Origin of the sequence: Micromonospora sp. Mcm103, from assembly GCF_024519755.1 — a bacterium.
GTDB classification, from domain to species: Bacteria; Actinomycetota; Actinomycetes; order Mycobacteriales; family Micromonosporaceae; genus Micromonospora; species Micromonospora aurantiaca.
The window spans coordinates 1-19277 of record NZ_JALJRJ010000042.1; the positions used below are offsets into that span (position 1 = coordinate 1).

Below are 19277 nucleotides of genomic sequence, written 5' to 3' on the forward strand. Positions count from 1 at the left end.
ACGGCGGAGGCAACAAGAAGGCCGCGTACAACTCGGTCCTCAACGTCCTCAACGCGGCCGCCCCGACCTCCGGGCCGACCACGACCCCGACCACGGGACCGCCGCCCAGCGGTGGCGCCGGGCGGATCGTCGGAGTGCAGTCGGGCCGGTGCATCGACGTGCCGAACTCCTCGCAGAGCAACGGCACCCGCGTCCAGCTCTACGACTGCAACGGTCAGTCCAACCAGCAGTGGACGTACACCTCCAGCAAGCAGCTGATGGTCTACGGCAGCAAGTGCCTGGACGCGAACGGCGCGGCCACCGGCAACGGCACCGGGATCATCATCTACGACTGCAACGGTCAGTCGAACCAGCAGTGGAACATCAACTCCAACGGCACCATCAGCGGCGTGCAGTCCGGGCGCTGCCTGGACGTCTGGGGCACCGGCAACGGGCAGCAGATCCAGCTGTACGACTGCCACGGGCAGACCAACCAGCAGTGGCGGACCGACTTCGGTGGCGGCACCACGCCCCCGACCACGCCGCCGCCGACCACGACGCCCCCGCCCGGCGGCTGCTCGCTCCCGTCGACCTACCGGTGGTCGTCGACCGGCGCGCTGGCCAACCCGCAGAACGGCTGGGTCTCGCTCAAGGACTTCACGAACGTGGTCTACAACGGCAAGCACCTGGTCTACGGGTCGTACGTCAACAGCAGCGGCCAGTACAGCTCGATGAACTTCAGCCCGTTCACGAACTGGTCCGACATGGCCTCGGCCGGCCAGAACGGGATGAGCCAGGGCACCGTGGCACCCACCCTGCTGTACTTCGCGCCGAAGAACATCTGGGTGCTGGCGTACCAGTGGGGACCGACCTCGTTCAGCTACAAGACGTCGAGCGACCCGACGAACGCCAACGGCTGGTCCTCGGCGCAGACGCTGTCCACCGCCACCCTGCCGGACGCCCCGTACGGCGTCATCGACCAGACCCTGATCGGTGACGACCAGAACATGTACCTCTTCTTCGCCGGGGACAACGGCAAGATCTACCGGTCGAGCATGCCGCTCGGGAACTTCCCGGGCAGCTTCGGTTCGAGCTACACGACGATCATGACCGACTCGACGAACAACCTCTTCGAGGGCGTCGAGGTCTACAAGGTGGCGGGCCAGAACCAGTACCTGATGATCGTCGAGGCGATCGGGAGTCAGGGACGCTACTTCCGGTCGTTCACGTCGAACAGCCTGAGCGGCTCGTGGACCCCGCAGGCCGCCACCGAGAGCAACCCGTTCGCCGGCAAGGCCAACAGCGGCGCGACGTGGACCAACGACATCAGCCACGGTGACCTGGTCCGCACCAACCCCGACCAGACCAAGACCATCGACCCCTGCAACCTGCAGTTCCTGTACCAGGGCAAGAACCCCAGTGCGGGAGGCGACTACAACCTGCTGCCGTGGCGGCCGGGTGTGCTGACCCTCCAGCGCTGACCGTCACACAGCTACCGGAAGACGTGCCCGGCACCCACGTGGTGCCGGGCACGCCCGTTCGTTCAGCCGGCCAGGTCCTCGGCGAGCAGGTCCATCAGCAGCGCGTCGTGCCAGCGCCCGTCCGCGCCGCGCTCGTAGCGGCGCATGATGCCCACCGGGCGGAACCCGACCTTCGCGTACGCCCGGATCGCCGCCGTGTTCGCCGCCGCCGGGTCGATGGTGAACCGGTGGTGGCCGTACTCGTCGATCAGGTGCCGGACCAGCGTGCGGATCGCGTCGCCGCCCAGCCCGGTGCCGCGTACCGCCGGGTCGAGGAAGACGTCCAGGCTGGCGTGGCGGTAGTCCGGGTCGGTCTCGGCGTACCACTGGATCGCGCCGACCAGCCTGCCGTCGTGCTCGACGGCGTAGATCGTCAGCGCGTCGTCGGCCAGGTCGGCCCGGATCGACTCGGCCAGGTCGTCACCGCCACGCCACCAGCGGCGCACCTCCGGGGTGGCCCGGATCGCGGCCAGGGCGGGTACGTCGGCGTCGGTCACCGGCCGCAGCGTCACCGCCCGCCCGCGCAGCACGCCTCAGCCCCGCCGCTCGCCGTGCTCGACGCAGACCGCCGACCAGCCGGCCGGTACGACCTGCACCTTCATCCGCCGACGGCAGGACGCGCACCAGCGCGGCGGCTCCCACGCCCGCGCCGCCTCGCACGCCGGGTGCGGCCCGGCCGTCACCGACTCGCCGCACCTGTCGCACCAGAGCGCGGCGGGGGCGGCCGTGGCGGGGGAGGATTCGGTCACCGCTGCCTCACAGGGTCGCCGAGAGCGCCTTCACCGGCATCTTCAGGTCTTCCAGCAGCTTCAGGTCGGCGTTGGCCGGGCGACCCAGCGTGGTCAGGTAGTTGCCGACGATCACCGCGTTGATGCCGCCCAGCAGGCCGTCGCGGGTGCCCAGGTCACCGAGGGTCAGCTCGCGGCCGCCCGCGTACCTCAGGATCGTGCGCGGCATGGCCAGCCGGAACGCGGCGATGGCGCGCAGCGCGTCCTTGCCCTCCACCACCGGGCGGTCACCCAGCGGCGTGCCGGGGCGCGGGTTGAGGAAGTTCAGCGGCACCTCGTGCGGGTCCAGCTCGGCGAGCTGCGCGGCGAACTCGGCGCGCTGCTCGACCGTCTCGCCGAGGCCGAGGATGCCGCCGCAGCAGACCTCCATGCCGGACTCGCGGACCATCCGCAGCGTCTCCCAGCGCTCCTCCCACGAGTGCGTGGTGACCACGTTCGGGAAGTAGGAGCGGCAGGTCTCCAGGTTGTGGTTGTAGCGGTGCACGCCCATCTCGACCAGCTCGTCGACCTGCTCCTTGGTGAGCATGCCGAGCGAGGCGGCGACCTGGATGTCGACAGCGGCGCGGATGGCGGCCACGCCCTCGCGCATCTGCTTCATCAGCCGGGCGTCCGGACCGCGTACCGCGGCCACGATGCAGAACTCGGTCGCGCCGGTCGCGGCGGTCTGCTTCGCGGCCTCGACCAGCGCCGGGATGTCCAGCCAGACCGAGCGCACCGGCGAGGTGAACAGGCCGGACTGCGAACAGAAGTGGCAGTCCTCCGGGCAGCCGCCGGTCTTCAGCGAGACGATGCCCTCGACCTCGACCTCCGGGCCGCACCAGCGCATCCGGACCTCGTGGGCGAGCTGGAGCGCGGCGGGCAGGTGCTCGTCGGGAAGGTTCAGCACCGCGAGGACACCGGCCTCGTCGAGGCCGACGCCGTTGCCCAGCACCCGCTCCCGGGCCTGGTCGAGGATCTCTGGCATGGCTCGTAACCTAACAGGCCACCGTGAGCGCGGGAAACCACCGCCGTCGGCCCCCCGGCGAGCCGGGACCGCGCCACGCCGGGGCCCTCGGCGCGGGTGGTAACTTCGCCCCGCGGAAGCGCCCGGCGGGGGGCGGGGAGTCGGCGGGAGGGGACGGCACGGTGGCGGACTGGCTGGCGGCCCTGGACCGCCGCGCCGAGCTGCGGGCCCGGGCGGGACTGACCCGCACGCTGCGCCCCCGCGCCGCCGACGACGCCGTGGTCGACCTGGCCGGAAACGACTACCTCGGCCTGGCCACCCACCCCGAGGTCACCGCCGCCGCAGCGCAGGCCCTGTCCGCGTACGGGCTGGGCGCCACCGGGTCACGCCTGGTGCGCGGCTCCACCGACGCCCACCACGCGCTGGAGGACGACCTGGCCGGCTGGCTGGGCGTCGACCGGGCGCTGGTGTTCTCCTCCGGCTACCTGGCCAACCTCGCCGCCGTCCGGGGGCTGACCCAGCCGCGTACGCTGCTCGTCTCCGACGCCCACAACCACGCCTCGCTGATCGACGGCTGCCGGATCTCCGGCGCCGAGACGCTCGTGACGCCGCACGCCGACGTCGCGGCGGTGGCCGCGGCGCTCGCCGCCGCGCCGGGCCGCCCGGCGGTGGTGGTGACCGAGTCGGTCTTCTCCGTCGACGGCGACCTGGCCCCGCTCGCGGAGCTGCACGCGGTGGCCCGCCGCCACGGCGCGCTGCTGCTCGTCGACGACGCGCACGCGCTCGGCGTCACCGGCCCGGCCGGAGCCGGCGGGGTCGCCGCCGCGGGGCTCGCCGGCGCGCCCGACGTGGTGGTCACCGCGACGCTCTCCAAGGCGCTCGGCGGGGCCGGCGGCGTGGTCGCCGGGCCGGCCGAGTTCGTCCGCCACCTGGTGGAGACCGGCCGCACGTTCATCTTCGACACCGCACCGCCGCCCGCCGTGGTGGCCGGGGTCCGCGCCGCGGTACGCCTGGCCCGCGACGGTGACGCGCTGCGCGCCGAGCTGGCCGACCGGGTCGCCGCGGCGGTGCGCCGGCTCGGCGCGGCCGGGCTGTCCGTGTCCGCCCCGGACGGCGCCGTGATCTCGGTGACCGCGCCCGGCCCGCAGGAGGCGACCGCCTGGGCCGCCGCCTGCCGGGACCTCGGTGTGGCGGTCGGCTGCTTCCGTCCCCCGTCCACGCCGGACAGCCGCTCCCGGCTGCGGCTCACCGTCAGCGCCGGGGTGGACCGGGCCGGCTTCGACCGCGCCCTGGACGTGATCGTGGAGTGTGCGCCATGAGCTTCGGCGACGCCTGGACCGGGCCGGTGCTGGTGACCGGCACCGACACCGAGGTCGGCAAGACAGTGGTGACCGCCGCCGTCGCCGCCGCCGCGCAGGCGGCCGGCCTGCGGGTCGCCGTGGTCAAGCCCGGCCAGACCGGTACGGCGACAGGCGAGCCCGGCGACGTCGACTCGGTGACCCGGCTGGCCGCCCCGCTCACCGGCCGGACGCTCGCCAGCTACCCCGACCCGCTGGCCCCGCTGGCCGCGGCCCGGGTGGCGGAGCTGCCGCCGCTGGAGCTGTACAACGCCGTCGACGCGATCCGCGAGGAGGCGGACAAGCACGACCTGGTGCTCGTCGAGGGCGCGGGCGGGCTGCTCGTACCGATGGGGTTGCGCCCGTCCGGCGAGCCGTGGACGGTGGCCGACCTGGCGGTGTCGCTCGGCGCGCCGGCGGTGGTGGTGGCGCGGGCCGGGCTCGGCACGCTCAACCACACCGCGCTGACGCTGGAGGCGCTGGAGCGGCGGGCCGTCCCGGCCGGCGTGGTGATCGGCGCCTGGCCGACCGAGCCGGAACTGGTGCACTGGCTCAACCTGTCCGAGCTGCTGCCGAATCTGCTCGGCGCGGTGCCGGCCGGCGCGGGCGGCATGGACCCCGGTGTGTTCCGCCGGTCCGCGCCCGGCTGGCTCACCCCCGCCCTCTACGGCGTGCTCGACGACTGGCGGGCCTGGGCCGAGGAGACCTGACTTTCGTCGGTGCCCGGCCCGGCCGGGCGTGGGTAGCGTGACCGCCGTGGAACCCCGCGAACGACAGCGCCGGGCCGGTGACCTGCTGCTCTGGGCCGTACTCGCGGCACCCGTCGCGTACGGCCGGCTCACCCCGCCGTGGCACGCGGACGAGCTGCCGCCGCTGGCCGCCGCGCTGGCGCTGCTCGGCACGGCGGTGTGGATCGGCCGCCGGTGGCCGCTGGTCGCGGTGCTCGCGGTGGTGGCCGGCTCGCTCGTCGACGGCAACGTGGTGTTCGCCATCCCGGTCTTCGGCTACCTGGCCGGACGGCGCAGCGAGCGGGCCGCACCGGCCGCCGCCGTCTTCGCCGCCATCGCGGTCACCGGCTCGGTGCTCAACCTCGGGCTGCTCGGCACCGAGCCGTCCACCTGGTTCGTGCTCTCCTCGGTGCTGCTGTTCGCCGGGGTGTTCCCCTGGCTGCTGGGCCGGCTGCGGCGGCAGCACCGCGCGCTCGCCGACGCCGGGCTGCGCCACGCGCAGGCCGAGCGCCGGGCCGAGGTCGAGCGGGTACGCCTGCGCGAGCGGGCCCGCATCGCCCAGGACATGCACGACTCGCTCGGCCACGACCTGAGCCTCATCGCGCTGCGGGCGGGCGCGCTGGAACTGGCGCCGGACCTGTCCCCGGCGCACCGGGCGGCGGCCGGTGAGCTGCGGGCGAGCGTCGCCGCCGCCACCGAACGCCTGCACGACGTGATCGGCGTGCTGCGCGAGGAGCGCACGCTGCGGCCGGCCGGGGAGACGGTCGCCGACGTGGTCGACGGCGCGCGCGACGCCGGGATGACAGTCGACCTGCGCGGCGACGAGGCGGACCTGCCGCCGCTGCCCGCGCACGCGGTGCACCGGGTGGTCCGGGAAGCGCTCACCAACGCCGCCCGCTACGCCCCCGGTGCCCCGGTCACCGTCGAGGTGGCCCGCGCCGAGGGCACTGTGACGGTCGCGGTGGTGAACGCGCCACCGCCGGCCGGTCCGCTGCCCGGGCCGCCGTCGAACGGCTCCGGGCTGCTGGCGCTGCGCGAGCGGGTACGCCTCGCCGGCGGCACCCTGGACGCCGGTCCCCGCGACGGTGGCTGGGCGGTCACCGCACGCGTCCCGCTGGACCGGGCGGCCGGCCCCGGCACACCGGACGCGGACGCCGACCCGCTCGGCGGTGCCGGTGTACCTCGGCGGGGTGAACCGGGGGACGCGGCCCGGCGGCTGCGGGAGGCCCGGCGGCGGGCGCGGCGCAGCCTGCTCGTCGCGATCGGCGCGCCCACCGGGCTCGCACTGGTGCTGGCGCTCGTCTACTACCCGCTCGCCACCGCCGGCGCGGTGCTGGACCGGCCCGGCTACGAACGGCTGCGGCTGGGTGAGCCGCGCGACGCGCTCGGGCTGCCCCGCCGGCAGGCCGACCCGCCCGCGACCGGCGCCGCGCCGGGCTGCGAGTTCTACACCGACGGCAACTTCCCGTTCGCCCAGGCGACCTGGCGGCTCTGTTTCGCCGGCGGGCGGCTGGTCAGCAAGGAGCAGATCGCACCATGAGCGACGACCACGACCGCCCGCTGCGGGTGGTGCTCGCCGACGACGAGGCGCTGGTCCGGGCCGGGGTCCGGGCGATCCTGGCCGCCGACCCGGGCATCGAGGTGGTCGGTGAGGCGGGCGACGGCCTGGCGGCGGTCGAGCTGGTCCGCGCGCACCGCCCCCGGGTGGCGCTGCTGGACATCCGGATGCCCCGCTGCGACGGGCTCAGCGCCGCCGCGCAGATCCGCCGGCTGGTGCCGGAGACGGCGGCGGTCATGCTCACCACGTTCGGCGACGACGACCTGATCGCCCGCGCGCTCGGCCACGGCGCCGCCGGGTTCCTGCTCAAGTCCGGCGACCCGCGCGAACTGCTGGCCGGGGTGCGGGCGGTGGCCGACGGCGGGGCGTACCTGTCGCCGCGGGTGGCGCGCCGGGTGATCGAGCTGAGCGGCGGCCGGCTGGCCCGCGGCCCGTACGCGCGGGACCGGCTGGCCGGGCTGACCGACCGGGAACGCGACGTGCTGGCGCTGGTCGGGGCGGGACTGTCCAACGCCGAGATCGCCCGCCGGCTGCACCTGGTCGAGGGCACCGTGAAGAGCTACCTGACCAGCATCTTCATCCGGCTGGACGTGCGCAACCGGGTGCAGGCGGCGATCCTCGCGTACGAGGCGGGGCTGGTCCCGCCCACCGGCTGACCAGCCCGCCCCCGTTCAGGCGTCGCGCCTCGCCAGCGCCCATCGGCCCAGCGCCAGCGCGGCGGCGGCCCAGGCGGCGAGCACCAGCAGCCCCACTGCCGCCGGGTAGGGCTCGGTGTCCCCGGCCAGGAAGTGGTTGCCCGCCACCCCGGGGAACGCGTCGGCGATCCGGGTCAGCATCGTGATGTCCGGCTCCTGCAACGACAGCGGCACGATCATCAGCAGCGCGAACAGGACGGTCAGGGCCAGCACCGCGCCCCGCAGCGCCGCCGCCAGGCCGAGCGCCAGCACACCGATCAGCGCCAGGTACGCCGCGGCGGCCACCACGTCGGCCACCGTCGCGCCCAGCGGGGCGCGGCCCCACTCGCCCAGCACCGGCCGGGCCGTCACCGCGCCGACGGTGCCGAGCAGCAGCCCGACGCCGAACGTCACCGCGCCCACCACCATCGCCTTCGCGGCGAGCACCCGCCCCCGCGACGGTGTGCACCGCAGCGTGGTGCGGATCGTGCCGGTGGTGAACTCGCTGGTGATCGCGAACAGTCCGAGCGCCAGCACCACGTACTGGGTCAGCTCCAGCGATCCGGCCACGATCTCGCCGACGTCCACCACGCCCGGGTTGTCGGCCGGGTCGTCGTCGGTGTTGGCGTTGCGCGCGTAGATGGCGAGCTGGGCGCTCGTGGCCGCCATGGTCAGCACCGCCGCGAGCAGCGTCCACCAGGTGGAGCGGACCGACCAGAGCTTCGTCCACTCGGCGGCCACCGCCCCGGCGAGCGGATGCCCGGTGGTGGGGGCGGGCCGGGCGGTCCGACGGGCCGGGTCGAGCGTGGACGGTGCGGTCATCGGGTGCCACCTCCGGTCGGGCCGGCGGCGTACTCCACGCTGTCGGCGGTCAGCTCCAGGAACGCCTCCTCCAGGGAGGGGGCGACGGGGGTCAGCTCGTGCAGGCGTACCCCCATCTCGTGCGCCAGGTCGCCGACCCGGCCGGCGGTGCTGCCGGCGACGGACATCCCGCCCTCGTCGGCGGTGACAGTCGCGCCCTCGGCGGCCAGCCGGTCGCCGAGGGCGGCGAGCGCGGCCGGCTCGGGGCCGCGTACCCGGACCGACGCGGCGGGGCGGGCGGCGATCAGCTCGGCCAGCGGCGCGTCGGCCACCAGCCGGCCGCGCCCCAGCACCACCACCCGGTCGGCGGTCTGCTGCATCTCGCTCATCAGGTGGCTGGACACGAGGACGGTGCGCCCCTCGTCGGCGAGGCGGCGGGTGAACCCGCGGATCCACCGCACCCCGTCCGGGTCGAGCCCGTTGACCGGCTCGTCGAGCAGCAGCACCGGCGGGTCGCCGAGCAGCGCGCCGGCGATGCCGAGCCGCTGACCCATGCCCAGCGACAGCGCCCGGCCCGGCTTGCCGGCGGCGCGGGCGTCCAGGCCCACCAGGTCGAGCACCTCGGTCACCCGGCGGGCCGGTACGCCGTTGCTGCGTGCCATCGCCCGCAGGTGCGCCATACCGGAGCGGGCCGGGTGCACACCTGTCGCGTCGAGCAGCGCGCCGACCTCGTGCAGCGGGTGCCGCAGCGTGCGGTAGTCCCGGCCGTTGACCAGGGCCTGCCCGGCGGTGGGCCGGTCCAGGCCGAGCACCATCCGCATCGTGGTGGACTTGCCCGCGCCGTTCGGGCCGAGGAATCCGGTGACCTGCCCGGGGCGGATCTCGACGGTCAGGTCGTCGACGGCTGTCACGTCGCCGAACCGTTTCGTCAACGCACGAAGTGTGATCATGCGGCGACGCTATGGGCCGGCGGGGGTGCCGCACCGCCGTCGAACGGCAGCGGCCGGCACTGACTTTCGTCAGGCGCGACGGACCACGAACGCGTCCGGCATCCGGAAGGTGAGGTTGTCCGGGCACCACGGTGGACGCACCACAGTCACCCCGTCGAGCAGCGCGGTGGCCTCCGCGACCACCACTGCCGCCTCCATCCGGGCGAGCTGCGCGCCGACGCAGCGGTGCGGCCCGGCGCCGAAGGCCAGGTGCCGCCGCGAGCCGGGCTGCCCGGGACGGAACTCGCCCGGCGCCTCGACCACGGCCGGATCGCGCCCGGCGCGGGCCAGCCAGGCCACGATGCTGGTGCCCGCCGGTACGCCCACCTCGCCGAGCGTCGTGTCCACTGCTGCCACCCGCCGCCAGGTGACGATCGGCGGCTCCAGTCGCAGCCCCTCCTCGACCACGTCGTCCACGCCGATCTCACCGGTGCGCAGCCCGGCCCGTACCGCCGGTTCGCCGGACAGCCGGTGCAGCAGCAGGGTGAGGAACTGCGAGGTGGTCTCCTGGCCGGCGACCAGCAGGAAGAACAGCGCCCCGACGACCACGTCGGGGGAGTGCCCGGCGTCGCGCAGCCGCGCGGCGAGCCCGCCCCCGGTGGCGGCGAACTCGCGCAGCACGGTGTGGAACCGGCCCACCTCGGCGGCGAGCGCGAGCTGCCGGGAGGAGTCCAGCGGCGCCCAGAACAGCTCCAGCGCGGCCCGGGCGAAGTCCTTGACCGCGCCGACCGGGGCGTCCGGCAGCTCGACCAGCCGGGCCAGTACCAGCAGCGGCAGGTCGGCGGCGAGGCCCGCGTACAGGTCGACCGGGCGGCCCGCGTCCAGCGCCGCCGCCAGCCCCGCCACCCGCTCCCGGACCAGCCCGGTCAGCCACCGGCGCTGGGCGTCCACCCGGTGCGGGTGCAGCGCGTCGGCGACGATGCCGCGGATCTCCGGGTGACTGGCGCCGCCGTTGTTCGCCAGCGTCGGCGGCAGCCGGAACCGGTGCCCGGCGAGGATCCGCAGCGCGGCCACCGGGATCGGCGTGACCGCGTCGAGCGCGTTGTCCGGCCGGAACGTCACCGGGTCGGTGAGCAGCTTGCGGACGAGCGCGTGCCGGGTCACCACCAGGTGCGGCACGCCGACGTGGTCGACCACCGTGGCCGCGTCGGGCCACGGCCCGTCGACGGACTCCCCCCAGCCCCGGAACAGCACGCGGTAACGCTAGCGGCGGGCACCAGGCGGGTTCGGGTCCAGCTCCCAGACGGTGGTGTGCTTCACCCGTACGCTCTCCAGCGCCTCGGACACCGGCACGTCGTACGCGGCCAGCTCGTGGAAGCGCTCGCGCGGAAGGAACGCCCGGCCCGGGTCGCCCACCAGCACCCGGGCACCGGAACGGGCGGCCCGGAGCAGGAAGCGCAGCATCCGGCGGGCCATCGCCTCGCTGTAGAAGACGTCCCCGGCCAGCACCACCTCCGCGTCGCCCGCGTCGGAGTCGAGGATGTCGCCGAGTTCGGCGTCGACGCGTACCCCGTTGGCCTCGGCGTTGAGCGCGACGGCGGCCACGGCCCGCTCGTCCACCTCGACCGCCCGGACGGCGGCGGCGCCGGCGCGGGCGGCGGCGATGGCGACCAGACCGGAGCCGGAGGCCAGGTCGAGCACCCGGCGGCCGGCGACCACGTCGGGGTGGTCGGTGACGTAACGGGCCAGGCCCTGCCCGCCGGCCCAGGCGAAGGCCCAGAACGGCGGCGGCTGGGAGCTGCGGAACTCGCCCTCGGTCAGCTCCCACAGACCGATCGGCTCGTCTGCCTGGTGCAGCCGCAATTCGGGTACGAACGCCACGGGGGCGAGGCGGGCGTGCAGCCGGACGAACGCGGCGGACAGCTCGGACACCGGAGAATTGTGTCCCACAGGGGTTCCGGAACCGATCCCGGGCGTGTCGCGGCGAGGTCGTGACCGGTTCACCACGCTCGGTGAAATCGCCCCCGTGTTGTGGCGTTGGATGCGAACACGCCCGTCTACCGGCGTGCCCGGCGCGCTCCTAGCGTTGCCTGTGGACACGACCGAGGGTGAGGAGGCGTGGTGAGCGGGTGGCGGCACGCGCTGCGGATCGGACTGGTACTGACCTTCGTGGCCGGGACCGGGTACGGCGGTGCCCTGCCGGCGCGGGCGGCGGCGGCCTTCTCCACGGAGTTGAGCGGCCTGCCGGACGAGTTCACCGCCGGGAACCGGGTGGAGACGTTGTCCGCCGTGGTGTCCCGCTCCGACGGGGGCGGCTGTGTCAAGGTGCGCTGGTCGATGCTGGTGCGGGTGCAGGGCCTGCGGCTGGACCAGCTCAAGGTGGACCGGGTGGAGGACAGCGGCTCGTTCCCGCTGGAGATCCGCACCGAGGGAGACACCGCCCGGCTCACCGACCGGCAGCTCGACCCGGGTGTGCTCTGTCCCGGCCGTACCGTGACCGCCCGCTACCGGGTGGCGTTCGCCGAGGACGTCGGGCGCGGACGGGTGAGTTTCGCCGCCGAGGCGTACGACCCGCAGTTGCGGCTGCTGGCCCGGCGGACCGCCTCCCGTGAGGTGGTGGGGGAGGAGGCGGCGTCGCCGACGCCGGCGCCCACCAGCGCGGAGCCCACCGAAACTCCGACCGACGAGCCGTCTTCCGAGGCACCTGACGAGGAGCCCACTGACGAGCCGACCGACGCCGCGGTGGTGGAGCCGCCCGCGCCCGGTGGAGTGGCCGGGCGGCCGGTGGCGGACCGCGGCGGATTCGGCCTGGTGCAGGCCGCGTTCCTGCTCGGCGGTCTGCTGCTGTTCCTCGGCGCCGGTCTGCTGCTGCGGATGCGCCGCCTGCTGCGCCCGTCCGCGCAGCCCGAGCCGGAGACGCTCCCGCCCCCCTTCGAACGCCCCCGCCCCCGCTGGCACTGACCCGCCCGCGGGCAGGGGTCAGTCGAGCTGGCTGGGTTCCAGGCCCAGTTCCCGGGCTGCCACCAGGCGGATCCACTCGGCGATCTGCCGGCGGGTGATCACCCGCTCGTGCACCGCGAGCTGGACCGCCAGCCCGTCCATCACCGCGCTGATCCGCCAGGCCGCGCCGGCCGGGTCGGGGCAGTCGAACGTGCCCTCGGCGACCCCGGCGCTGATCACCGCGGCCAGATCCTGCCGCCACCGCAGGTCGAGGCGGCGGGAGAGCTTCTCCAGCTCCGGCGTACGCAGCGACTCCGCCCAGCCGTCGATCCACATCGACCAGGAGGTGGCCCGGCCGGTCGGCGCGTAGAGGCGCAGCATCCGGCGCAGCTTCGCCAGCGGCGGGGCGGAGGAGCGCAGTACCGCGTCGAGGCGGGCCAGGTCCTGCTCGACCGCGTACGCGAAGGCCTGCGCGAGCAGCCGGTCCTTCGTCGCGAAGTGGTAGAAGACGAGCGCCTGGCTGACCCCGGCGGCCTCGGCCACGTCCGCGGTGCGGGTGTTGGCGAGCCCTCGTTCCGCGATCACCTCGCAGGCCGTACGCAGCAGCGCGTCCAGGCGGATCTCGGCGGCTCGTCTCGTCACGGCGTTACGGTAACCCATCCGTATGACCACAGGGAGTTACCGAAGCGGCCGGTCGGCGGCGGAACAGTCGGATGCCGGACACTCGACTCGCCGAGCGGATTCCGCAGGTCGCGGCCCTGCCTGTCGGCCTCCGACGGCAGCCACCCAGGCTCCTAGGAAGCCTGCGCCACGCGCCGCCGGCAACACCCGGACGCGCCGGAAGGGGCCCCGATTTGGCAACCGTTCCCGGGCTCGGCTAAAGTTCTCATCCGTCACCGGATAACACCGGGGGCGTGCGGACGTAGCGCAGCTGGTAGCGCATCACCTTGCCAAGGTGAGGGTCGCGGGTTCGAATCCCGTCGTCCGCTCGGAGATGCCGCCACGCAGTTCGGGGGCAACCTCGGTGGAGTGGCCGAGAGGCGAGGCAACGGCCTGCAAAGCCGTGTACACGGGTTCAAATCCCGTCTCCACCTCGCAGTAGACGAGGGCGATTGGCGCAGTGGGAGCGCGCTTCCTTGACACGGAAGAGGTCACTGGTTCAAACCCAGTATCGCCCACCAGCGGAAAGGCCGTGTCGATCAATCGACACGGCCTTTCTCGTCGCCGTCGATCAGTCCAGTACCGCGCCGCCGGCCATTGCCGCGACCGGACCGCCCCACCCAGACTGGCCCGGTGGACGATCAACAGACCCGAGCCCAGCGGTTCCGCGCCCTGCACCAGCCCGGTGACCCACTGATCCTCGTCAACGCCTGGGACGCGCTGAGCGCCCGGATCGTCGCCGCGGCCGGCGCCCGCGCCGTGGCCACCACGAGCGCCGCTGTCGCGTGGAGCCGCGGTGCCCCGGACGGCGACGTGCTCGCCCGGGACACCGCCGTCGACGTGATCCGCCGGGTGGCGGACGCGGTCCGCGTACCGGTCACCGCCGACATCGAATCCGGGTACGGCGACAGTCCCGCCGAGGTCGCCGAGACGATCACCGCGGTGCTCGCCGCCGGGGCCGTCGGCGTCAACGTGGAGGACTCCCGGCACGACGGCGGCGGCCCGCTGCGCCCTGTCGACGAGCAGGTCGCCCGGCTCGCCGCCGTCCGGGCCGCCGCCGACCGCGCCGGCATCCCGCTGTACGTCAACGCGCGGGTGGACACCTGTCTGCGCCGGGTCGGCGGCGTACCCGAGACCGTCGCGCGCGCCGAGGCGTACCTGGCGGCCGGCGCGGACGGGATCTTCGTACCCGGAACCGTGGAGCCGGAGACGGTGGCCGCGCTGGCGGCGGCGATCCCGGCGCCGCTGAACGTGCTGGCCGGACCGGGCGCGCCGCCGATCGCCGAGCTGGCGCGGCTCGGCGTGGCCCGGGTGAGCATCGGACCGGCCGTGGCCGAGGCCGCGTACGCGGTGGCGCAGCGGGCGGCCGCGGAGGTGCTCGGCGCCGGGACGTACGGCGCGCTCGCCGGTGGGCTCGACTTCGACGCGCTGAACGAGCTGATGCGGGGCTGACCCGGCGACGTGGCATCGACTGCGGGACGGGGTACCGGGTTGAATGTGGCGGTGGCCGCGCATCCGATCCGCAGAGCCGCCGCCCGGCGGGGGCGCCGCCGGTGACCGCCTCCGTCCGCCCGGTGCCCGCGTTGCTGGGCCCGCCCGTGGTCACGGGGGCCGCGGCGGGGGCGTGTGTGGCAGCGCTGGCCGCCCTCGGGGCGGCGGGTCACGGCGGCTTCGCGACCGAGCCGGCCGGCGCCCTCGCCCTGGCCGTGGCGGCAGTGGCCGCGGCAGTCGCCGCGTCGCGGCTCGCCCGGTCGGGCCACCGCGCCGCCGGGCGGCTGGCGACCGGGCTCGCCGCGTCGCTGCTGGCGTACCTGGGGCTCGCCGTCCTGGCGGTGGCCACCGTCGCGGCCGGCCACCGGTGGGCCGGGCCGGCCGTCGCGGCGTGGAACTCGGCGTGGATCCCGCCGCTCGTACTGATGCAACTGACCGCCTCGGCCGCCGTCCGCACCGGCACCGTCACCCCGAAGGCGCACCGGTACGTGGTTCTCGCCCTCGGCGCGGCCACGCTCGTCAACGCGCTGCTGACGACGGCGAGCGAGCCGTTCGACGGGTTGCCGACAATCGCGGGGGAGTCGTGGCGTACCGCGCTCGCGCCGGTCGGCGCCGCCGTCACCCTGCTCGGCGTGGCGGCGCTGCTCCTGCTGCCGGTGACGCTGTGGCGGGCCGCCCTCGGCTCGCACCACACCGTGCGGGCACGGCTCGGCGTGGCCGCCGCGGCCACCACCGCGGCGCCGCTGACTGTCGTCTTCTGCCTGCTCCTCGCGGTCGCCCGCGCGCCCGGTGACGTCGAGCCGGCGCTGGGCTCGGTCGCCTTCCTGGTGGCCCTGTCCGGCGCCGCCGTGTTCGCCGCCGCCTGCGCGGTCACCGCCGCCCGGGGCGCCACCGAGGCCCGCCGGGTCGGCACTGTGGTGCGCGCCGCCGGCCTGGCCGCCGCGGCCCTGCTGGTGGTCGGCGCCGGCACGCTCGTGGCCGCTCCCGGCTCGTCCCTCGGCCCGACATCGGTCGCCCTGGTCGTGTCGGCGCTGACAGTCGTCGTCGGCGGCGGGGCGTGGGCCGGTACCGGCCGGCTGGCGGCGCTGCTCACCGCCGCACCCACAGCGCCGCCGGTGACGCCGCACGGCGGAGCAGAGGGTACGGAGACAGGCAGCGCGGCGGGCACGGCGGACGTCGCCGAGCCGGCGGACCCGGCCGGTGGGGCAGCCTCGCCGGAGGTGTCCGGCACGAAGGTGTCCGCCGGGGCGGGCGCGGCATCGGTCGGCGGGCTGACGGCACGCGAGCGCGAGGTGCTCGCCGCGCTCGCCGAAGGCGCCAGCAACGCGGGGATCGCGGCGCAGCTCGTGGTGTCCGAGCGGACCGTGGACGCCCACCTGCGCGCCATCTTCGTCAAGCTCGGCCTGACCCCGGGCGGCGACACGAACCGGCGGGTACGGGCGGCGCGGATCTGGCTGGAGCACGCGCAACAGCCGCGCTGAGCAGGGACTTTCCGAAGATAGGTGCTGAGGCCGATGCCCGTGCCGGCGGTACCTCGGCACGGTGGGGCGACACCTGAATCGACGGAGGCTCCCACAGTGCCCGTACCGAAGTTGCGCCGCGCCGCGCTCGTCGCCCTTTTCGTCCTGCTCCTGGTGGCCCTGGCCGGCCGTACCCTGTTCATGTTGTGGGAGCCGCCGTTCGACGGCGCGATCCACTACGACGACGTCCGTGAGCTGGGGTCCGCGTACTGGCCGATGAACCTCTACCTGGGCGGGCCCGCGTACGCCGTGTCGTGGATCGCCGCGGCGGTGTTCATCGTCGGGCTGGCCCGGGGCCGCGCGGGCGTGCTGAACCTGGTGGGGGCCTTCCTGGCCGGCCTCGGCGGGGTGGTGTTCGCGCTGGCGATCACCGCCGAGGTGCTGCCGTTCGCCTACGCCGCCGACCTGGCCGTCCTGCCGGAGCAGCAGGGACGCGCGTTGTTCGACGCTTTCAACGATCAGTTGGACGGGCTGCTCCCGGCCATCCTCGGCAGTCAGGTGGCGATCGTCCTCGGCATGGTCCTGGCGCTCGTCGGCATCCTGATCGGCCGGACCATGCCGCGCCCGCTGGTCGTCGCCGGGCTCGTCTACGTCGTGGCGTTCGTCCTGGTGCCGCAGGACGCCGGTCGTGCGGTGGTCGTCGCAAGCTACCTGGTGCAGGTGGCGCTGGTGGCCGCGATCGGCTGGTACGGGCTGCGCGCCGCCACCGACGGCGCCGCCACCGACCGCGCCGCCACCGACCGCGCCGTGACCGACGGCGAGCGGCCGTAGCAGAGCGGGCCGGCCGGATCGGGTGATCCGGCCGGCCCGATCCGGGACCGATCAGCTCCGTCGGCCCCGGTCACTGTCACATCGGCGGGGCGACGTCCCGGCGCTCCTCGACGCGGCGGTACTCCACCGGCTGCTCGGCGGTGGTCGTGACCACCTGGCGACGACGGCCCCACACCAGCGTGGTCATGATGAGGCCGAGGACGCCGGCCGCCATCAGGATCCAGCCGACGACGTCGAGGTCGACCCCGCCGACGCTGGCGTTGAGCGCGAACGTGAGGATCGCGCCGACCGCGATCAGGAAAATGCTCGTACCGATACCCACGACAGCCTCCTTCGGGGGGATGGTTGTGCTGTCACCGGCCTCAGTACCCCGGCGGCGAGCAGCGCAACCACACGGCCACCCGGCGCGGCGGGGGCCTGCCGCACGGCGATCTTGGCATCGGGTAGAGTTCACCACGTCGCCGGCGCGAACCGGCGGCACGCGGACGTAGCGCAGCTGGTAGCGCATCACCTTGCCAAGGTGAGGGTCGCGGGTTCGAATCCCGTCGTCCGCTCGCGATCACCCCGGGCGATTGGCGCAGTGGGAGCGCGCTTCCTTGACACGGAAGAGGTCACTGGTTCAAACCCAGTATCGCCCACCAAGAGTCACCCTCCCCGCCCGCCGGCGCCGCCGGTCGATCGGCGGACGTATCCCCTCGGACGGTTCGTACCGGCCACATCGGTCACCCGGCTCGACCGTGCGGGTTATTCAGCCGCTGCCACCACGCGTGTCACTGTGATGCCCGATACGCAGGGAGGCGGTCACATGGCAACGATCGAGCGGGGACGGTGGCGGCGGACGGCCGCACGATTAGGGGTGGCGACTGTCGTCGCGGCGGCCGGGGTGACGGTCTCGGCCGCGCCCGCGCAGGCCACCGCGACGCGGACGGTGGCGTTCTTCAGCATGGACGAGCCGGCGTCGTCGACGGTGCTGACCGACTACAGCGGCAACGGCCGTCACGGCACGATCGGCGACGAGGTGGTCACCGGCGCGCTCTACGCCGGGGCGACCGGGCACCGCTTCGCCACCCACCTGCCCACCGACAAGGAGTACGTCCCGGGCCACGTCGACCTGGTGCCGCACACCACCGACTTCAACCCGGACGCCGGGGACTTCTCGCTGACCGTCCGCTACCGGACCACGTACTCCTTCGGGAACATCCTCCAGAAGGGACAGGGCAACACGGCCGGCGGCTACTGGAAGTTCGAGGCGCCGAACGGCAAGCCGAAGTGCCTGTTCCGGGGCGCGGACGGCGCCTCCCGTACCGGCTACACGGACGTGCCGATCTCCGACGGCCAGTGGCACACGGTCACCTGCAACCGCACCTCCGCGTACGTGGAGATGTACGTCGACGGCGTGCGGACCAGCCGCCTCAACGGGCCGACCGGCACCATCGCCAACACCTGGCCGCTGTCCGTCGGCGGCAAGAGCCAGTGCGACGGTACGAAGGTCACCTGCGACTACTTCGCCGGCGACATCGACTTCGTGAAGATCCTGAAGGGATCGGGTGGCCCGGCCAACCAGGCGCCGGTAGCGGCGCTGACGCCCACCTGCTCCGGGCTGGTGTGCACGTTCTCCGGCGCGGCCTCCACCGACGCCGACGGCGCGATCCAGGACCACAGCTGGGCGTTCGGCGACGGGGACACCACCGGCACGGCCTCGGTACCGACCACGTCCCACACGTACGCGGCGGCCGGCACCTACCCGGTCACGCTCACCGTCACCGACGACCGGGGCGCCACCGGCACCGCGACAGTCGACGTGACTGTCGCGCCCGTACCGGAGCAGATCTCGTTCGTCGGCCAGGCCACCGCGAACGCCAACTGGACCAGCCACACGGTCACCGTCCCGGCGGGCGTTCAGGCCGGTGACACGCTGCTGCTCGTCCTCAGCCAGAACACGCACACCGGCACCGGCGAGCCGACCGGGGTGACCGGCTGGACCCGGCTCGACCGTCTCGACGGCGGCTTCGCCACCACCACCGCCTGGTGGAAGACCGCGAGCGCCGGTGACGCCGGCAGTGCGGTCCGGGTGACGCTGGACAGTCAGGCGAAGGGCAACCTGGTGCTGGCCGCGTACCGGGGCGTCGCACCGGGCGCGCCCGTCTTCACCAGGGCGACCGACCCGGCGAGCACCGCCACCCGGATCACCCCGTACGCGCCGGTGACGACGGCGCAGAGCTGGGCCGTGTCGTACTGGCTGCACGGCGACAGCACCTCCACCGCACTCACCCCGCCGTCCGGCGTGGCGGTGCGCAGCAACTCCTCGCAGACCGGCGGCGGCCGGGTGACCGGCCTGCTCGCCGACTCGGCGAGCAGCGTGCCGACCGGCAGCTACGGCGGCCTCACCGCCACCGGCGCCGCGGCCAGCACGACCACCACCACGTGGACGTTCGTGCTGCCCCCGGCCTGACCCATCGGGTACGCGTGAAGGCCGGCACCCCATTGGTTCGGGGTGCCGGCCTTCGTATCTCTTACTTGTTCCAGTGCTCGGCTACCAGGTCGGCGGCCTGCTGCTCCCACTGGGCGTAGTGGTCGGGGTAAGCCGACACCTGGACGGTCTGGGCGGCCTTGGTCAGCGGCATGTCCTGCCAACCGT

Annotated in this window: 19 protein-coding genes and 5 tRNA genes; 15 read left to right on the top strand and 9 right to left on the bottom strand. The window is 74.5% G+C overall.

What is annotated here, in order from left to right; all coding sequences use genetic code 11:
- Positions 1 to 1460: non-reducing end alpha-L-arabinofuranosidase family hydrolase (locus OC439_RS29860; protein WP_262016341.1), on the top strand; the 1460-nt coding region annotated here is incomplete at its 5' end.
- Between the two features lie 62 nt (positions 1461 to 1522).
- Here the strand turns inward: OC439_RS29860 and OC439_RS29865 are convergent.
- The 3 genes from OC439_RS29865 to bioB are packed head-to-tail and all read right to left on the bottom strand — an operon-like array spanning position 1523 to position 3251.
- The gene (locus tag OC439_RS29865) at positions 1523 to 2029 is read right to left on the bottom strand and encodes a GNAT family N-acetyltransferase (RefSeq protein ID WP_262016342.1); all 507 of its coding nucleotides are present in this window, start codon (positions 2027 to 2029) and stop codon (positions 1523 to 1525) included.
- Between the two features lie 3 nt (positions 2030 to 2032).
- Entirely contained in the window at positions 2033 to 2248 is a 216-nt protein-coding gene (locus OC439_RS29870) for a hypothetical protein (protein ID WP_194803251.1), read from the bottom strand.
- A gap of 7 nt (positions 2249 to 2255) precedes the next feature.
- The gene (bioB, locus tag OC439_RS29875; protein WP_262016343.1) at positions 2256 to 3251 is read right to left on the bottom strand and encodes a biotin synthase BioB; all 996 of its coding nucleotides are present in this window, start codon (positions 3249 to 3251) and stop codon (positions 2256 to 2258) included.
- Between the two features lie 161 nt (positions 3252 to 3412).
- Here bioB and OC439_RS29880 point away from each other — a divergent pair, with 161 nt between their 5' ends.
- The 4 genes from OC439_RS29880 to OC439_RS29895 are packed head-to-tail and all read left to right on the top strand — an operon-like array spanning position 3413 to position 7509.
- A complete protein-coding gene (locus OC439_RS29880; protein WP_262016344.1) occupies positions 3413 to 4549 on the top strand; it encodes an 8-amino-7-oxononanoate synthase in 1137 nt (378 codons plus the stop codon).
- Positions 4546 to 5277, top strand: coding sequence for a dethiobiotin synthase (gene bioD, locus OC439_RS29885; RefSeq protein WP_135243865.1), 732 nt, complete (start codon positions 4546 to 4548; stop codon positions 5275 to 5277). The genes OC439_RS29880 and bioD overlap by 4 nt, the downstream gene beginning before the upstream one ends.
- A 46-nt stretch (positions 5278 to 5323) precedes the next feature.
- Entirely contained in the window at positions 5324 to 6835 is a 1512-nt protein-coding gene (locus OC439_RS29890; protein WP_262016345.1) for a sensor histidine kinase, read from the top strand.
- Complete coding sequence (locus OC439_RS29895) at positions 6832 to 7509, top strand: response regulator (protein WP_262016346.1); 678 nt, start codon at positions 6832 to 6834, stop codon at positions 7507 to 7509. The genes OC439_RS29890 and OC439_RS29895 overlap by 4 nt, the downstream gene beginning before the upstream one ends.
- Before the next feature lie 15 nt (positions 7510 to 7524).
- Here the strand turns inward: OC439_RS29895 and OC439_RS29900 are convergent, their stop codons facing one another.
- The 4 genes from OC439_RS29900 to OC439_RS29915 form a co-directional block, all read right to left on the bottom strand.
- Positions 7525 to 8349 (bottom strand): ABC transporter permease, encoded by an 825-nt coding sequence (locus tag OC439_RS29900; protein WP_262016347.1) that lies wholly within the window; start codon positions 8347 to 8349, stop codon positions 7525 to 7527.
- The gene (locus tag OC439_RS29905) at positions 8346 to 9278 is read right to left on the bottom strand and encodes an ABC transporter ATP-binding protein (RefSeq protein WP_262016348.1); all 933 of its coding nucleotides are present in this window, start codon (positions 9276 to 9278) and stop codon (positions 8346 to 8348) included. The genes OC439_RS29900 and OC439_RS29905 overlap by 4 nt, the downstream gene beginning before the upstream one ends.
- A 69-nt stretch (positions 9279 to 9347) precedes the next feature.
- Positions 9348 to 10511: a cytochrome P450 gene (locus OC439_RS29910; protein WP_410054977.1), complete on the bottom strand. Its 1164-nt coding sequence runs from the start codon at positions 10509 to 10511 to the stop codon at positions 9348 to 9350.
- Between the two features lie 9 nt (positions 10512 to 10520).
- Positions 10521 to 11189, bottom strand: coding sequence for a class I SAM-dependent methyltransferase (locus OC439_RS29915; protein WP_262016349.1), 669 nt, complete (start codon positions 11187 to 11189; stop codon positions 10521 to 10523).
- 189 nt (positions 11190 to 11378) lie between these two features.
- On the opposite strand from OC439_RS29915, the gene OC439_RS29920 reads away from it, so the two are divergent.
- Entirely contained in the window at positions 11379 to 12218 is an 840-nt protein-coding gene (locus tag OC439_RS29920) for a hypothetical protein (protein WP_262016350.1), read from the top strand.
- 18 nt (positions 12219 to 12236) lie between these two features.
- Here the strand turns inward: OC439_RS29920 and OC439_RS29925 are convergent, their stop codons facing one another.
- Positions 12237 to 12839 carry a TetR/AcrR family transcriptional regulator gene (locus OC439_RS29925; RefSeq protein WP_262016351.1) on the bottom strand — a complete coding sequence of 201 codons (603 nt, stop codon included), beginning with the start codon at positions 12837 to 12839 and terminating at the stop codon, positions 12237 to 12239.
- A 274-nt stretch (positions 12840 to 13113) separates the two neighbouring features.
- Between OC439_RS29925 and OC439_RS29930 the strand changes: the two genes are divergently transcribed.
- From OC439_RS29930 to OC439_RS29955, 6 genes are all read left to right on the top strand, one after another.
- Positions 13114 to 13186, top strand: a tRNA-Gly gene (locus OC439_RS29930).
- Positions 13187 to 13220: 34 nt separating this feature from the next.
- Positions 13221 to 13291 (top strand) — tRNA-Cys (locus tag OC439_RS29935).
- Positions 13292 to 13303: 12 nt separating this feature from the next.
- A tRNA-Val gene (locus tag OC439_RS29940) sits at positions 13304 to 13378 on the top strand.
- A gap of 112 nt (positions 13379 to 13490) precedes the next feature.
- Positions 13491 to 14309 (top strand): isocitrate lyase/phosphoenolpyruvate mutase family protein, encoded by an 819-nt coding sequence (locus tag OC439_RS29945; protein WP_262016352.1) that lies wholly within the window; start codon positions 13491 to 13493, stop codon positions 14307 to 14309.
- Positions 14310 to 14410: 101 nt separating this feature from the next.
- Positions 14411 to 15829: a response regulator transcription factor gene (locus OC439_RS29950; protein ID WP_262016353.1), complete on the top strand. Its 1419-nt coding sequence runs from the start codon at positions 14411 to 14413 to the stop codon at positions 15827 to 15829.
- 96 nt (positions 15830 to 15925) lie between these two features.
- Positions 15926 to 16639, top strand: a complete 714-nt coding sequence (locus tag OC439_RS29955) for a hypothetical protein (RefSeq protein WP_262016354.1) — start codon at positions 15926 to 15928, stop codon at positions 16637 to 16639.
- Between the two features lie 76 nt (positions 16640 to 16715).
- Here the strand turns inward: OC439_RS29955 and OC439_RS29960 are convergent, their stop codons facing one another.
- Complete coding sequence (locus OC439_RS29960) at positions 16716 to 16961, bottom strand: DUF6458 family protein (RefSeq protein ID WP_013284878.1); 246 nt, start codon at positions 16959 to 16961, stop codon at positions 16716 to 16718.
- Positions 16962 to 17120: 159 nt separating this feature from the next.
- Between OC439_RS29960 and OC439_RS29965 the strand changes: the two genes are divergently transcribed.
- The 3 genes from OC439_RS29965 to OC439_RS29975 all read left to right on the top strand — a co-directional run bounded on the left by OC439_RS29965 (position 17121) and on the right by OC439_RS29975 (position 19091).
- Positions 17121 to 17193 (top strand) — tRNA-Gly (locus OC439_RS29965).
- A 12-nt stretch (positions 17194 to 17205) separates the two neighbouring features.
- Positions 17206 to 17280, top strand: a tRNA-Val gene (locus OC439_RS29970).
- A 164-nt stretch (positions 17281 to 17444) separates the two neighbouring features.
- A complete protein-coding gene (locus OC439_RS29975) occupies positions 17445 to 19091 on the top strand; it encodes a PKD domain-containing protein (protein WP_262016355.1) in 1647 nt (548 codons plus the stop codon).
- The last annotated feature ends 186 nt before the right edge of the window (positions 19092 to 19277 follow it).

Coding starts and splice junctions, on each gene's coding strand:
- OC439_RS29975 (WP_262016355.1), top strand. CDS start 17,445: ATGGCAACGATCGAGCGGGGACGGTGGCGGCGGACGGCCGCACGATTA.
- bioB (WP_262016343.1), bottom strand. CDS start 3,251: ATGCCAGAGATCCTCGACCAGGCCCGGGAGCGGGTGCTGGGCAACGGC.
- OC439_RS29905 (WP_262016348.1), bottom strand. CDS start 9,278: ATGATCACACTTCGTGCGTTGACGAAACGGTTCGGCGACGTGACAGCC.
- OC439_RS29900 (WP_262016347.1), bottom strand. CDS start 8,349: ATGACCGCACCGTCCACGCTCGACCCGGCCCGTCGGACCGCCCGGCCC.
- OC439_RS29895 (WP_262016346.1), top strand. CDS start 6,832: ATGAGCGACGACCACGACCGCCCGCTGCGGGTGGTGCTCGCCGACGAC.
- bioD (WP_135243865.1), top strand. CDS start 4,546: ATGAGCTTCGGCGACGCCTGGACCGGGCCGGTGCTGGTGACCGGCACC.